Genomic DNA, 13,481 nt, shown 5'->3' with positions numbered 1-13,481 from the left:
AGAAAGGAGTACGCTATGTTGAAGCTACAGGCAATATTTGAACGAAAGGTATCAGAGTTCCCTTTAAGGGAGTGTGTGATTGAAAAGGCAGTGGAGCTTCCGGAAGCGGAATATACCCGTTTCCGTTCCGGATTGCTTCGGGACGCTCCCTTTATTTCAGAGAGTACCGATTCCATGTACATGGAGAAAAACGGAACATACCATTGTCTTCTGGTGTTGGGAGAAAACCAATCTGATGGTGTTCTTGTTGAAGCAGAGGGATTTGGCTATGCCAGGTATTCCAGTTATCTTCCGGGGGCAAGAGATTATCTGACCACCCAATTAAATGAGCTTGCGAACCAGATTATTCGGGAAGGTACTCAAAGCACCTCCAATGGCACATGGGCCATTTATTTTGATGAGATACAAGAGCAGCATGGTGTGAATCTAAAGGACAGCGATTACATCAGCACGATGCTGTGTGACCTTCTCTCGGTTCGGCAGGAAATGGCTGAAATTGAACCATTGGAGGACGGTCTCGACATGACCTTCTATCTGGATTACTGCCCAAATCTGGAGAATGACACTTTGAGTGAAGGGGATGCCGGAGATCAAACATTGCGCTTAAAGGAGCTGATCCGTGTACCTTTTGAAAACCTCCATCTTGTGCATCACGAGGTGGATATGGACCCTTCCACCATTGTGTATCTTGACTCTGCCACCTTGACAGAGGAAGGAAAACAGGCATGGGAGGATGTGCTGAATGCACAGGTACTTAGAGTGTTTCACGGAATTTATGGCATGCAGGCGGAGTGTGCGGGAGTATCCTCTCAGCGTCTGACTGAATTCGCCCGGATGCTTGCCGGGGATTGTCCCTGTGAGGATTATGACCGCTGGGTCAGAGAGCCGGAGGATACTCCCGGCATGGAACTGAAATTGTAAAAGAAGGAGGAATTAACCCATGAGTACAACCGAATTGAAGCTGTCCTTCCCAACGGAAAAGCTGGAAGCCCTCCGCTTTTTCATGGATAAAAAGGAGCTTACCATTGAACAGGAGCTGCAGGATTATCTGGATAAAACCTATGAAAAGGCAGTTCCGACGCAGGTGAGGGAATATGTGGAGAGCCGCATGGAGCAGACGCCCGCAACACAGGAACCACCGGGGGCTCCCGCAGTTAGAGAACGTCCGGTACGCCAAAGCCGCCGCCAGAGAGAGCTGGCTGCTGCTGAGCCTCAAATGGACGCTCCCCCTCAAGAAGAACCCTCGGAGGATTCGCCTCAGGAAAACCAGAGCATGAACATGAGTATGTAACAACAGAAAAAGAACAAGGAGGTGTTAGCCATGATTAAGCTTGGCATAGACAATGGAAATTACAATACAAAATCCTCGGAGGGGATGCTTTATGCCTCCGGCTTTGCGGTCAGCGACCGGGAATTCATTACACCGGAAATGCAGCTGTTCTATGAGGGCAGCTATTACGCGATTGGAGAACGTCGCCTGCGCTTTCAACAGGATAAAACCAGAGAGCAGGATGCGTTTATTCTTACCCTGCCGGCCATTGCGGAAGCCATGAAACGCGTGGGTGTGAGCAGTACCGACATTATGCTGGGTGTGGGGCTTCCCATTGACAGCTATGGTACACAAAAGGAGGCGTTCCACCGGTATTTTCTGCGGGAAGATGTCTCCTTTGTGTTTGAGGGCAGACCTTACCAGTGTCGTATTACAGACTGTAAGGTGTTCGCACAGGGACATGCGGCGTTGTGCCGCTATTATCCTCAGCTGAAGGAATACCGCAGTATTACCCTCGTTGATATCGGCGGATATACGGTGGATGTTCTTACCGTCCACAATTTCAGACTGGATAGAGCCAGCTGTGCCAGCCTTCGGATGGGAATCATCACCTTATACAGCCGCATTCAGGATACCCTTCAACGAAGCGGTATCCTGCTTTCAGACACCTTAATAACCGATGCTATCCAGGGCAATATTCAGCATACTGCCAGCAGGCAGATCGAAGAAGCTGTGGAGCAAGAGGTCTTGGCCTACTGCAAAGAGCTGTTTAATGCACTCCGGGAACGAGGGCTTGATCTGCGGCTCCCCACTGTGTTTGCGGGCGGTGGTGCTGAACTTCTGGAATCCCGGCTGCGCGGGGATGGACTCAATACTGTGGCGGTGCTGAACCGGTTTGCAAATGCAGACGGATACAAGCTTCTGCTGGGTTAGGAATATGCGCAAGCGTTACTATCTGTCCTTTGATATGGACGATCCCAGACACCGGGAGGCCGAGCGGCTGTTCACGCAGCAGGCCAGCCGCCAGCGCACAGAATTTGTGGTGTCCAGTATTCTCGCCTTAGAGCAAAATGTTCAGCTGGAACAGGTGGTGCGGCAGGCTGTTCGGGAAGAACTGAATCAGCTCCGGGTAACAGTCCCTTCTTCGACAAATGTCCCGGAGGCCGTTGTGCATCTGGAAGAGCTTCCTGACAGCCTGATCCACGCGTTGGAGGAATTGTAGCGGCTCCACTTCCCTGCCTAATACCTGTTGAGGAAAAAAATAACTTGCACCAATTTGGCGCAGTTTTTCGGTATGGGTGTAAACGGTATGCACCAACTTGGCTCACTTATTTATTCAATAATTCTATGAAAAGGAGATGTTATCTATGAAAACAGCGGTAATTTCTGTTTGTTACAGCACAGAAAGGCTGGAGGCCCTCCGGCAGTATCGAACTGAAGCAGAGCTGCAGGAAGGACTGGAATCGGTGCTTCCTGCACTTTATGAAAAGTATGTTCCCTCTGAAGTGCGGGAACGAATTGAAGCAGCGGTGGAAGGTGGCGCGTAGTGTGAGCGCTGCCTCTTTTTTTCTCTGAGGTTCGCGCTGCGAAAATCAGTGTGTGGATGGAAGGAGGATCAAAACGAAAAGGTCTTTCTATCCCGGATTGAGAGTATCTGTGAATTCGGCTCTTATGAATCCTCGCAGGGCGAAGAGCAGGTACCCGGCATGAATCTTAAACTCTAAAATGACAGGAGGATTGAAATGGGTGACGAATCAATCGAGCTTTGGCTCAATAAATACCAATATACCGCACTGTCGGATATCCTTTATGAAAAAGGCACTGATATAAAAGCTATCATGCAGGAAAAGCTGGTGGAGCTATATATACAAACCGTTCCCGAACAGGAGCGAATTGAAATTGAGAACCGGATCAATGCAGAACGCCTTGCTGCTGAGCAGCGCGCACAGGAGATGCGACGGTTTTCCGTATACCATGTGACAGAAAACGGCGACAGCCATTGCTTCGAATCGGATTATTGCCTGGAGCTGATGCAGCTGGCGTTGTTGGTACGCAGATACCAGCGCGGTGAGCTAAAATATCAGCCGGAGAGCTTTACAGCTCTGTTCCGGAATTCTGTTTCCATCAACGCCGTACAATTTGAAGAAAACGTAAAAAATCGGATGGACAATACCGGTCAGATCACCGGCGTGTTTGACATTGACTTTGACCGGCAAATGATTTCTGGAGTCAATATCATGGATGGTTGGAAGGCTTACTCCATGAAGGACACCGGCACTGCAGCCTATTACGCCTACCGTGCCAATTATCTTCCAGAGGATAAGCGCTGGCCTATTTTTCTTGAACATCTCGAAGGTCGTGAGCTGACACAGCCTGCTCCACTGATCACGGCAGGCTGCCGCAAGCTGGAGGAAGGTGATATCTCCTTTTCAGACGAGATCATGGAAACGGATGGGCGCCTCAATTTTTATGTCAATGTCCCCTTCAACGTGGACGAGATATTCGGAACCCATGTGGAAACAGCGAATAACGATGACTGGATCAATGTCTATGCCAACTATGATACCGTTCATGGACAGGTGTATGATACCTTGGGCATTGTCCTGAATCGTGGGAATGGCTCCTGCGAAGAACTGGCCTATCAGCTGGATGATCATGAAAAGGAGCTTTTGCTGAGCAAAATGCAGAACTATTGCCTGAAGCAGGAGGGTATGACACTGGAGGAATCCGAGCCGCTGACAGGCCCAGACACGCAGCAGATGTAGATACGCCACGTTACCGCCCGTGTGCCCCAGTGTCGCGTTCTTCCGGCTGGTGTGGCAGCGTTACACCATAAGGGTCTGTAGCCCCTTGTTGGAGCCGTGTGCGCACAAGCTTGACGGCTGGCGAAACAAGGAAAGTCGTGATGAACCATGGGGTCGAAAACGATGCGGGTTAAAGGAGCGGGGTCGTAAACGCCCCGCTCCGGCTCAAATCTCCCCGCAATGCGGGGAGAAAAACGGTTTTTCACCGGGGTCGTAATAACACCCAAGGAGTTGCCTCCGGGGTTGTAAGGGAAACAGAATACCGATAAAGGCGGGAAATAACGGCTTTTCATAGGGGTTGCGACAGGTGTTGCAGCTCTTTTTTGATAGAAACGGAGGTTTGTTATGTCAGAAGAAGAAAAAATCAAAAAAAAGTTCCCTTTGTGGATGTATCCGGAAACCAGACAGCTGGTGGCAGACTGGTACAAAAGAGATAACTGCCAGAGCCAGAGTGAATTCATTGAAAAGGCGATTAAATTCTACTGCGGCTATATCTCAGCAGAGGAAGGCGTCCGGTTCCTCCCTGCAGCAATTACTTCGGCCATGACCGGCATGGTGGATGGTCTGGAAAACCGCATGGCACGGCTTACCTTCAAGCTGGCGGTGGAAATGAGCATGATGATGAATATCCTTGCCGTCAATGCAGATTACGATGAAAACACGCTGCGCAAGCTCCGCGGCAAATGTGTGGAGGACGTGAAGCGGTCAGTGGGCTCCGTAACCTTTGAGGATGTAGTAAGCTTTCAGAAGCGGGAAAGGCGTGACTGATCATGCCGCGAATTATCTTTAAATGCCGTTACTTAAAAAATGCGGCGGCTCATGCGGAAAATCTGGTAACCTATGTTGCCACACGGGATGGTGTAGAAAAGCTTCCGGAGCGGATGCGAAACCGTCCTGTCACGGAAAAGCAAAAGCTGCTGGTATCGGATATTTTGGAGCAGTTTCCGGATTCCACCGGGCTGTTCGAGTATGAGGATTATCTGGCGAAGCCTACCATGGAAAACGCCTCTGAATTTATCTCCGCTGCCTTGGATCAGAATCTTGACCAGCTGGCACACAAGGAAGTCTATGTCAACTATATTGCTACCCGCCCTCATGCTGAACGACTGGATACCCATGGCCTTTTCTCCGATGAGGATATTCCGCTGGTATTGTCACAGACAGCGCAGGAGGTGGCGGAACATACCGGAAACATCTGGACGCCCATCATATCGTTGCGGCGGGAAGATGCCGCCCGGCTGGGGTATGACAATGCCGCCGCATGGATGGCGCTGCTGCGTAAGCAGCGGAATGTCTTTGCCCAGCAGATGAAAATCGAACCGGAGAACCTGCGGTGGTATGCTGCCTATCACGATGAGGGACATCACCCTCACTGCCATATGATTGTGTATTCGGTTGATCCCCGTGAGGGCTTTGTAACAAAGCCGGGCATTGAAGCCATGCGAAGCAGTCTGGCGCGGGAAATCTTTCAGCAGGATCTGCTCCAGATTTATGCAGAGCAGACAGAGCGTAGAAATGCACTGACATCGCAGAGTCGGGATGCCCTGCAGGTACTTCTGGTACAAATGCAGACCGGTGCCTGTGACAATCCCGTGCTGGAGGAACTACTTTCTCAGCTGGCAGAACGGCTTCGGCACACCACCGGTAAAAAGCAGTATGGCTATCTAAAAGCACCAGTTAAGGAACTGGTGAACCGGATCGTGGATGAACTGGCGAAGGAAGAACGTGTGGCAGCGGCTTACGCCCAATGGTACGAGCTTCGCAATGAGGTACTGCGTACTTACAGAGATGAGCTTCCGCCACCACTCCCTCTTTCTCAGCAAAAGGAATTTAAACAGATAAAGAATATGGTAATTGCGGAAGCAGTCCGGCTGGGCAATCAGGAGTTCACCTTTGAGGGGGATGATCAGGCGGAACCGCCTCTGGAGTATGAACCTATCATGGAGGAAACGTTCATTCCGGAGGATCTGGAAGTGATGCCAGATACGGAGCCTGACGAGGAATTGACTGGGGAAGCAGAAGACGATCGGTCCGAGCCTGACAACGATCATGACTTCGAATCGACCAACGTACATTCCGGCAGTACGGATACAGTGTCATCCAGCGGTGAACCACATATCGCATGGAACAGCCGCTATAAGCAGGCCCGAGCATTCCTATACGGCAGTGATCTTTTAGAGCCGGACTTTGAACAGGCCCTTGCCCTATTTCTGCTGGAAGCGGAAGACGGCAATGCCCTTGCCATGCATGATCTGGGAAGAATGTACACAGACGGTCTGGGTACAGAGATTGATGCAGATACTGCCTTTGTCTGGTACGGAAAGGCTCTTACCGCTTTTATGGCGATTGAAGCCAAAAAGGAACATCGGTATATAGAATATCGTATCGGTAAGCTTTATGCAGCGGGACTTGGCACGGAGCAGAACTACGCAGAAGCGGCAGACTGGTTTCAGCAAGCGGCTTCCAAGCGTCACAAATACGCCCAATATTCCCTTGGCGGTTTATATTACCGGGGCCAGGGTGTGGAGCATGATTTTCAGACGGCATTCAGCCTGTACCAACGCTCCGCTACTCAGGGAATGCCCTATGCGGATTATGAGCTGGCAAAGATGTATCGGGACGGAGTTGGAACAGCGCCAAACGCTGACGAAGCGGACCTGCACTTTGAGGCCGCCTTCCAGGGCTTTTTGCAGATGGAACGGCAAAGTCGTGATGACAAGCTGCAATACCGCCTTGGACAGATGCTTTACACCGGAACCGGAACAGAAAAAGATGTGGACGAGGCTCTTCGCTATTTTGAAAAATCTGCCCGGCTGGGGAATGTCCACGCACAATATATGCTGGGGAAAATTTATCTGGATGCGGACAGCGGGCATTTTAACGCGGAGAAAGCCATCCTATGGCTCACAATATCAGCGGACAACGGCAATGCGCTGGCACAATATGCTCTCGGAAAGCTTTTCCGGGACGGAAATCATGTAGAAAAGGATATATCAAAAGCAATTGCGCTTTTTACACTGGCAGCAGAGCAGGATAATTCCTACGCCGCCTATGCGCTGGGAAAGCTCTATCTGCAGGGAGATGACACACCCAAGGATATGGATGCCGCATTAAAGTGGCTGACAAAATCTGCTGACCTTGGCAACCAATTTGCGCAGTATGCGCTTGGGAAGCTGTACCTGACTAGCGAGGATGTGCCAAAGAACATTTCCAAGGCGCTGGAACTGTTTCAAAAGTCAGCGGAGCAAGGCAATCAATATGCACAGTACCAGCTCGGTAAGCTTTATCTGAAAGGTGAGGATGTTCCAAAAAACATGGAAGATGCCATTCGTTGGCTGACCGCTGCCGCCGAACAGGAAAATCAATATGCGCAGTACCAGCTTGGGAAGCTGTATCTGCTTGGCGAAGATGTTACTAAGAATATAGAAGTTGCCATACGCTGGCTGACGGCTTCGGCGGAACAAGGTAACCAGTATGCGCAATACGCTCTCGGTAAACTTTATCTGCTGGGACGGGATACCCCCCATGACCGGGAGGCCGCTGTACGATGGCTCACCCTTTCTGCAGAACAGGGCAATTTATATGCACAGTTTTTTCTTGACCATCTGGATTCGTTCCGGGACCCTTCCCTATTTCTGGCTGTCACCCGGCTCTTACATCATGCCAGCCGGATATTTCAGGAGGAAGCCAGAAGACTGCCAGGTGCTCCCGGTATGCACACGGATAGCAAACTGCGCAGAAGGCTCCGGCAGAAAAAGATCGCCCAGGGCCATGCTCCGGACGATCACGAACAAAAATTTACAGCCTATTAAATGTGAAGGAGGTTTCCATGCGAAAACAATCTCATGGGCAGACGAAACAGCTGCCCTCCATACAGCAAAAACAATTGTATCCCAAGCCGTCCGTTCATCAGCGGGCGGCATTTTTTTGTGTCCGCCACGGGCACATGCGCTGCGGGAAACGCAAGCGATAAAGGAGGTGCTTCGGCATGGCATATGTATATTTTACTGATGAACAAAAGCAGCGGGCCAATGCAGTGGATCTGGTGGACTTCCTCCAGCGGCAAGGCGAGCAGTTGGTTCGATCCGGCCGGGAATATCGTTGGAAGCGGTATGACAGTGTTACTGTGCGGGGCAACGAATGGTTCCGTCATTCCCGCAAGGAGGGCGGCCGCGCCATTGACTTTATTCAGCAATTCTACGATATGAGCTTCCCCGATGCAGTCTCTTTTCTGCTTGGCGGGGAATCCGGTGTGGAATGGAACCAGACAGAGAAGAGCGCCCCTCCGCCCCGTAAAGAATTTGCACTGCCGGAGGAAAACCCGGACATGCGGAGGGTTTTCGCCTATCTCATCAAGCAGCGCTTCATCGACCGGGACGTCCTGTCCCATTTTGCACACAAAAAGCTCATCTGTGAGGATAAGCAGTATCATAACGCCGTGTTTGTAGGGCTGGATGAGAATGCAGTTGCCAGGCACGCCCATAAACGAGGTACTTATACTCAGGGTGAACCTTACAAGGGAAATGTGGAGGGCAGTGATCCCTGTTATAGCTTCCACTGGATCGGGGAAAGTGACACCCTCTATGTCTTTGAAGCTCCGGTGGATATGCTGTCCTTCATTACCTTAAATAAGCAGGACTGGAAGCAGCACAGCTATGTGACGCTGGATGGCGTATCGGAGCATGCCCTGCTGCGCCAGTTGGAGCTGCACACACATCTGAAGAACCCGGTGCTGTGTCTGGACCATGACCCGGCAGGGATTGAAGCCACCGGCCGGCTCAAGGATATTCTCTGCGAGAAGAATTATTATGATCCTGCCCATATGGACATTTCCGTTCTCAAATCGGAGTTTAAGGACTGGAATGAGGACTTAAAGGCTCTTCATGGCATCGAGCCTATTCCGGCACAAGAGCATCCGAAGCTGATGCTTTTGCCGCGGGTGTGTTCGGGAGTGCTGGAGGTTTGTCGAATGCAGTCAATGAATCAGGAGGCGAATGCCCGCCTGCTGAATGAATGTGAACAGCTGGCTCCCCTGTTACGCTCAGATAATCCCCAGCGAAACATATTAGAGGAACAATGCCGCCAGACAGTGGCTTGTGCCTTAATAGCCATTCAGAATACCTGCAGGCAGATGGAAATTCCGGTATCCATGGAGCGTGTAGCAGGCTGGCTGCAGGCGGAATACAAGCCTCATGAGGATAGGGGCTGGCTGCGCTCCAAAGCGGAGGATATTCGAATTGCCGTGAGGGATGTGTCCAGCCGCATCCGTACTCCTGGAATCCGCACGGTAGACGAACAGAAGCTTTTTATGCGTTCCTGCCTTACACTGGCGCTTAGCTGTATGAAAGCGCAAATGTTCATCGTGCTGGAAGCGCAGGAGCAAGCGCCCAGGCAGGTGCAAACTGTAAATTTTACCATGACGATGTGAAGGAGGGATGACTGTGCAAACGTCGCAGCTTGTAACGCTGCTTGCTGCCGGACTGACCATGTTTGGTGTGATCGGCTTTTTATCACTGCTTGCTCACTATTATACTTTAAACGGTATCAAGTCAAAAACCGTAGGTGATGGTCAGCATGGTACAGCAAGATGGGCAACCAAAAAGGAAATACAGACAGTATACACGGCAGTCCGGTATGAGCCGGAAAAATGGCGGAAGGGAGAAAACCTCCCGACGGCACAAGGGTTAATTGTGGGCTGGCAAAAGGCGTCCCTATTCGATAAAACTGCTCCCCACGGCTATGCGTTAGTGGATGACGATGATGTCCACTGCCTGATGATCGGTGCTGCAGGTGTTGGCAAGACGGCTAATTTTCTCTATCCTAACCTGGAGTATGCCTGCGCTTCCGGCATGAGCTTTATCACAACCGATACCAAGGGTGACCTTTACCGTAACTATGCGGGTATTGCAAAGGATTACTACGGCTACCAGGTGTCAGTCATTGACCTAAGAAATCCCACCCGCTCAGACGGAAACAATCTGCTTCATCTGGTAAACCGCTATATGGATTTATACCTTGCCCATCCGGAGAGTCTGGCATATAAGGCCAGAGCGGAGAAGTATGCGAAAATAACCGCTAAGACCATCATCAGCTCGGGAGGCTTTGACAGCTCTGCCGCTGGACAGAATGCCTTCTTTTATGATGCCGCTGAAGGACTATTAACCTCTGTAATCCTTCTGATTGCGGAATACTGCGAGCCCAAAGAGCGGCACATCGTGTCTGTGTTCAAGCTCATTCAAGATCTGTTAGCGCCCAGCGGTGTCAAGGGACGAACACTGTTCCAGATGCTGCTGGCACACCTGCCGGACGATCATAAAACAAAGTGGTTTGCCGGCGCCGCTCTAAACAGCGCAGAGCAGGCCATGCAGAGTGTCCTGTCCACAGCACTGTCCCGGCTTAACGCATTCCTGGACTCAGAGCTGGAGCAGATACTGTGCTTTGATACCGCTATTGATGCAGAAAAGTTCTGTAAGCAGAAAAGCGCTGTTTTCCTTGTTATGCCAGAGGAAGATAACACGAAATATTTTATCATCAGCTTAATTGTTCAGCAGCTCTACCGTGAAATTCTTTCGGTAGCAGATGAGTATGGAGGTAAGCTCCCGAACCGTATCATGATGTTTTTGGATGAGATTGGAACCATACCTAAAATTGAGTCTGCAGAGATGATGTTCTCAGCCAGCCGTTCCCGCCGTGTGTCCATTGTTGCCATCATCCAGAGCTTTGCCCAGTTAGAGAAAAACTACGGAAAAGAGGGCGCCGCCATCATCATAGATAACTGTCAGGATACCGTGTTCGGAGGCTTTGCCCCCAACAGTGAATCGGCGCAGATTTTGTCAAAGGCTCTCGGCAGTCAGACCGTTATGAGCGGTTCCGTCAGCCGGGGAAAGAACGACCCCAGCCAGTCCCTGCAGATGATCGAAAGACCGCTAATGACACCAGATGAGCTGAAATCTATGCCCAAAGGAAGATTCGTTGTAACAAAGACAGGAACCTGTCCTATGCGAACCCGGCTAAAGTTATTCCTTGAATGGGGTATTACTTTCGGAAAAATTTTTGAAATTGCAGAGCAGTCTGCACGAAAGGTGGAATATGCTGACCGTCGCAAGGTGGAGGAAGAAATTATCCGGCGCAATGCTTCCTTTGAACCGGAGCCGGAGGAAACAGAGTATACATCGCCTCCTTCGGCAGGAATGGCACATACTCCGGCTCCCTCCATTAATCTGGAACCCATGGAGCAGAAGCAAAGGCCAGGGAGGTGAACCTGTGGCTTATTTTACATCAGTATACAACTCAGAGCTGCCGCATCGGGCAAAATCCGTCTATATGTATTTGCATGACAGGGCTGATAGGGATGGTAAATGTTATCCGGCTATTGGTACCATTGCCAGGGAACTGAACTTATCCCGCAGCACAGTAAAACGAGCCCTTACCGACTTGGAAATACAAGGTTATCTTCGCAAGGAACAGCGGTGGAGGGAAAATGGTGGCAAGAGCAGCAATCTCTATTTTTTGATTGCCCAGACGCAGTAATAAGAAAAAGGCAGACTGTTCCGCCAAGGAGCAGGTCTGCCTTTTGGGTGGACTGTGGCAGGGGTCACGATGAACCATGAAGGTTAAGCCCCCCACTCTAAAAGATCTAAACTCCAGAAAAAAACATAGGAGTTATATGGATAATTGCTGAGTGAAGCGTTGCATCTATGCAGGATAAAGAACATCGCAGGAAGGTGGCTTGAGTGATTGCTTGTTTTTCTGAAAGTTCAGTTTGTTAATTTCTGAAGCAGAAACGGGTAGACGTAGTTACGGCATTATAAAACTTTGCATACATGCACTCATTCGATTGCATGTCCGTATTGAAATATCTCATCCGGAGATAGCTCAATGACATGACATGGGCTTGCGCAAGCCGGAAACAAAGTATCATATTGCCTGACTGAGATATCAATATAAACAGAAACAGCATCAGGAATAGCGAAGGTAGATACGCTGCCCAATCCCCGCATTGCCTGCCATAACCAACATCATACACCAATCTTCTTTGCGCAGAGTCAGGGTTTTTGCTATTCTTGAAGGTGCAACGCCAATGGTTTGTGCCGCTTCCTCGACTGTGGCGCAAGAATCACTGAATTCTTTGATTCGGTCACTTATACCAAGATTAAAAAATATTCTTTTACAATTTAAACTGTCATAACAACCTCCGTAGATTTATGATTTTAATATTTTACCGCAAGGCAGTTGCAGCAGCAAAAGTCTGCAGATTTGTTCGGCGTAGCTAGAAAGCCTGGGTGGAATAAAAACAGAAGAGGATAACGCCATTTGGCTATTCAGCAAAAGGTGGTTCATTTGCTATGGCACGAAGAATATCTCCCGCGACATCTACTTGCTCCTCAGTTCCGGATATACCAATCCAGCAGCAGCCCTCGGCACCTTTAATTCCTCCCGCTGCAATGAGTTCTGCAGAAACGCCGGTTAATAATTTGATCGCTTCTAATTCTGTAATAATGGTACCGCTAACTGGCAACATCCGTAAACCAGTGGAAGTCGGATCATTTAATTTGGCAGCGATTTCCCCGATGTTTCCGAATATCCGTTTTTCCAAGCCTACCGGAATAACCAGTTCTGTGCGCCTTCCGACAACAGCGGGCAGTATTGCTGCGCTGGTACCAAGGGCAGGATTACCAATTTGAATACCTGCCAGTTTTCTCTCAGGATCTACAGCATTGGCACCTTTTAAAATGATGTCATGCTGCCCTAAGAACGAAGCGACATCAAAAATTGTCTTCCCTTTTTGCCAAATTCCTTTTTCAATAACAATATCGGATTCGGAGTAATTTCCAGCTGTCGCTTTTTTATCAGGGCCCAAGTTAATGCCTCGCATAAACGACGCTTTTGAAAAATCTCCCGCTTGTCCAATTCCAGACAGAAGCTCTTCTGCAATGTACCCGTTGGTACTTCCTGAAATGATGACAATCGTGTGGTTCTCCAGTGCATCCTTGATTTGCGGTAACGACACGACAGCCTTAGCAATCAGTCGTTTACCTGCGGGTATTGTGAGCATATACTGTTTCATATCTTAATCTCCTTTATGTTTTTTCTAATAAGGATTTCCATCGTAATATTTTTATCGAAGCTTTGACTTAAAAAACTTAGCTAAATATTGCTACAATTTGTTTTTAATGTTTATTGCAAATAAAATCCTTGTCAGTTAATTTTTCATTCTATCTTAGGTTGATATATTTGTTGTTTTTCTCAGTAATGGATTTATCTACAGGTAACGATCAGTTGACCTGATCCCGAAAAACTGATCCAGTGGAAATGTTAGTCACGATATGATAAACTGAGAAAAATGGAGTGATTGACATGAAACAGAGATTCACAGAAGAGCAGATTATCCGAATTTTAAAAGAGCA

The 13,481-nt window shown here is 49.3% G+C and carries 13 protein-coding genes; 11 read left to right on the top strand and 2 right to left on the bottom strand.

What is annotated here, in order from left to right:
- The first annotated feature begins 15 nt into the window (after positions 1 to 15).
- The 11 genes from QOX26_RS13505 to QOX26_RS13455 all read left to right on the top strand — a co-directional run bounded on the left by QOX26_RS13505 (position 16) and on the right by QOX26_RS13455 (position 11,604).
- Positions 16 to 921: a DUF6329 domain-containing protein gene (locus QOX26_RS13505; RefSeq protein ID WP_283675502.1), complete on the top strand. Its 906-nt coding sequence runs from the start codon at positions 16 to 18 to the stop codon at positions 919 to 921.
- A gap of 19 nt (positions 922 to 940) precedes the next feature.
- Positions 941 to 1,291 carry a DUF6103 family protein gene (locus QOX26_RS13500; protein ID WP_283675501.1) on the top strand — a complete coding sequence of 117 codons (351 nt, stop codon included), beginning with the start codon at positions 941 to 943 and terminating at the stop codon, positions 1,289 to 1,291.
- 30 nt (positions 1,292 to 1,321) lie between these two features.
- Positions 1,322 to 2,203 (top strand): ParM/StbA family protein, encoded by an 882-nt coding sequence (locus QOX26_RS13495; protein ID WP_283675500.1) that lies wholly within the window; start codon positions 1,322 to 1,324, stop codon positions 2,201 to 2,203.
- A gap of 34 nt (positions 2,204 to 2,237) precedes the next feature.
- A complete protein-coding gene (locus QOX26_RS13490) occupies positions 2,238 to 2,492 on the top strand; it encodes a plasmid segregation centromere-binding protein ParR (RefSeq protein ID WP_283675499.1) in 255 nt (84 codons plus the stop codon).
- Between the two features lie 145 nt (positions 2,493 to 2,637).
- On the top strand, positions 2,638 to 2,817 hold the full coding sequence (locus tag QOX26_RS13485; protein WP_283675498.1) for a DUF6103 family protein: 180 nt from the start codon (positions 2,638 to 2,640) through the stop codon (positions 2,815 to 2,817).
- Positions 2,818 to 3,012: 195 nt separating this feature from the next.
- Positions 3,013 to 4,035, top strand: a complete 1,023-nt coding sequence (locus QOX26_RS13480; protein ID WP_283675497.1) for a hypothetical protein — start codon at positions 3,013 to 3,015, stop codon at positions 4,033 to 4,035.
- Between the two features lie 384 nt (positions 4,036 to 4,419).
- A complete protein-coding gene (locus tag QOX26_RS13475) occupies positions 4,420 to 4,842 on the top strand; it encodes a hypothetical protein (RefSeq protein WP_024345918.1) in 423 nt (140 codons plus the stop codon).
- Between the two features lie 2 nt (positions 4,843 to 4,844).
- Complete coding sequence (mobP3, locus tag QOX26_RS13470) at positions 4,845 to 7,886, top strand: MobP3 family relaxase (protein WP_283675496.1); 3,042 nt, start codon at positions 4,845 to 4,847, stop codon at positions 7,884 to 7,886.
- Positions 7,887 to 8,062: 176 nt separating this feature from the next.
- Positions 8,063 to 9,502 carry a DUF3991 domain-containing protein gene (locus QOX26_RS13465; RefSeq protein ID WP_283675495.1) on the top strand — a complete coding sequence of 480 codons (1,440 nt, stop codon included), beginning with the start codon at positions 8,063 to 8,065 and terminating at the stop codon, positions 9,500 to 9,502.
- Positions 9,503 to 9,515: 13 nt separating this feature from the next.
- A complete protein-coding gene (locus QOX26_RS13460; RefSeq protein ID WP_283675493.1) occupies positions 9,516 to 11,333 on the top strand; it encodes a VirD4-like conjugal transfer protein, CD1115 family in 1,818 nt (605 codons plus the stop codon).
- A gap of 4 nt (positions 11,334 to 11,337) precedes the next feature.
- Positions 11,338 to 11,604 (top strand): helix-turn-helix domain-containing protein, encoded by a 267-nt coding sequence (locus QOX26_RS13455; protein ID WP_024345854.1) that lies wholly within the window; start codon positions 11,338 to 11,340, stop codon positions 11,602 to 11,604.
- Between the two features lie 429 nt (positions 11,605 to 12,033).
- Here QOX26_RS13455 and QOX26_RS14410 read toward each other — a convergent pair whose 3' ends face one another.
- Both QOX26_RS14410 and QOX26_RS13450 read right to left on the bottom strand, forming a co-directional pair.
- Positions 12,034 to 12,207 carry a YbaK/EbsC family protein gene (locus tag QOX26_RS14410; RefSeq protein WP_367401713.1) on the bottom strand — a complete coding sequence of 58 codons (174 nt, stop codon included), beginning with the start codon at positions 12,205 to 12,207 and terminating at the stop codon, positions 12,034 to 12,036.
- Positions 12,208 to 12,391: 184 nt separating this feature from the next.
- Positions 12,392 to 13,141 carry a hypothetical protein gene (locus tag QOX26_RS13450; RefSeq protein ID WP_024345853.1) on the bottom strand — a complete coding sequence of 250 codons (750 nt, stop codon included), beginning with the start codon at positions 13,139 to 13,141 and terminating at the stop codon, positions 12,392 to 12,394.
- Positions 13,142 to 13,481 lie beyond the last annotated feature (340 nt).

Source organism: Butyricicoccus sp. Marseille-Q5471 (assembly GCF_951230135.1).
Lineage (GTDB): Bacteria > Bacillota > Clostridia > Oscillospirales > Butyricicoccaceae > Agathobaculum.
Note: the sequence above shows the minus strand (reverse complement) of the source record. Positions and strands in the feature narration are given on the sequence as shown.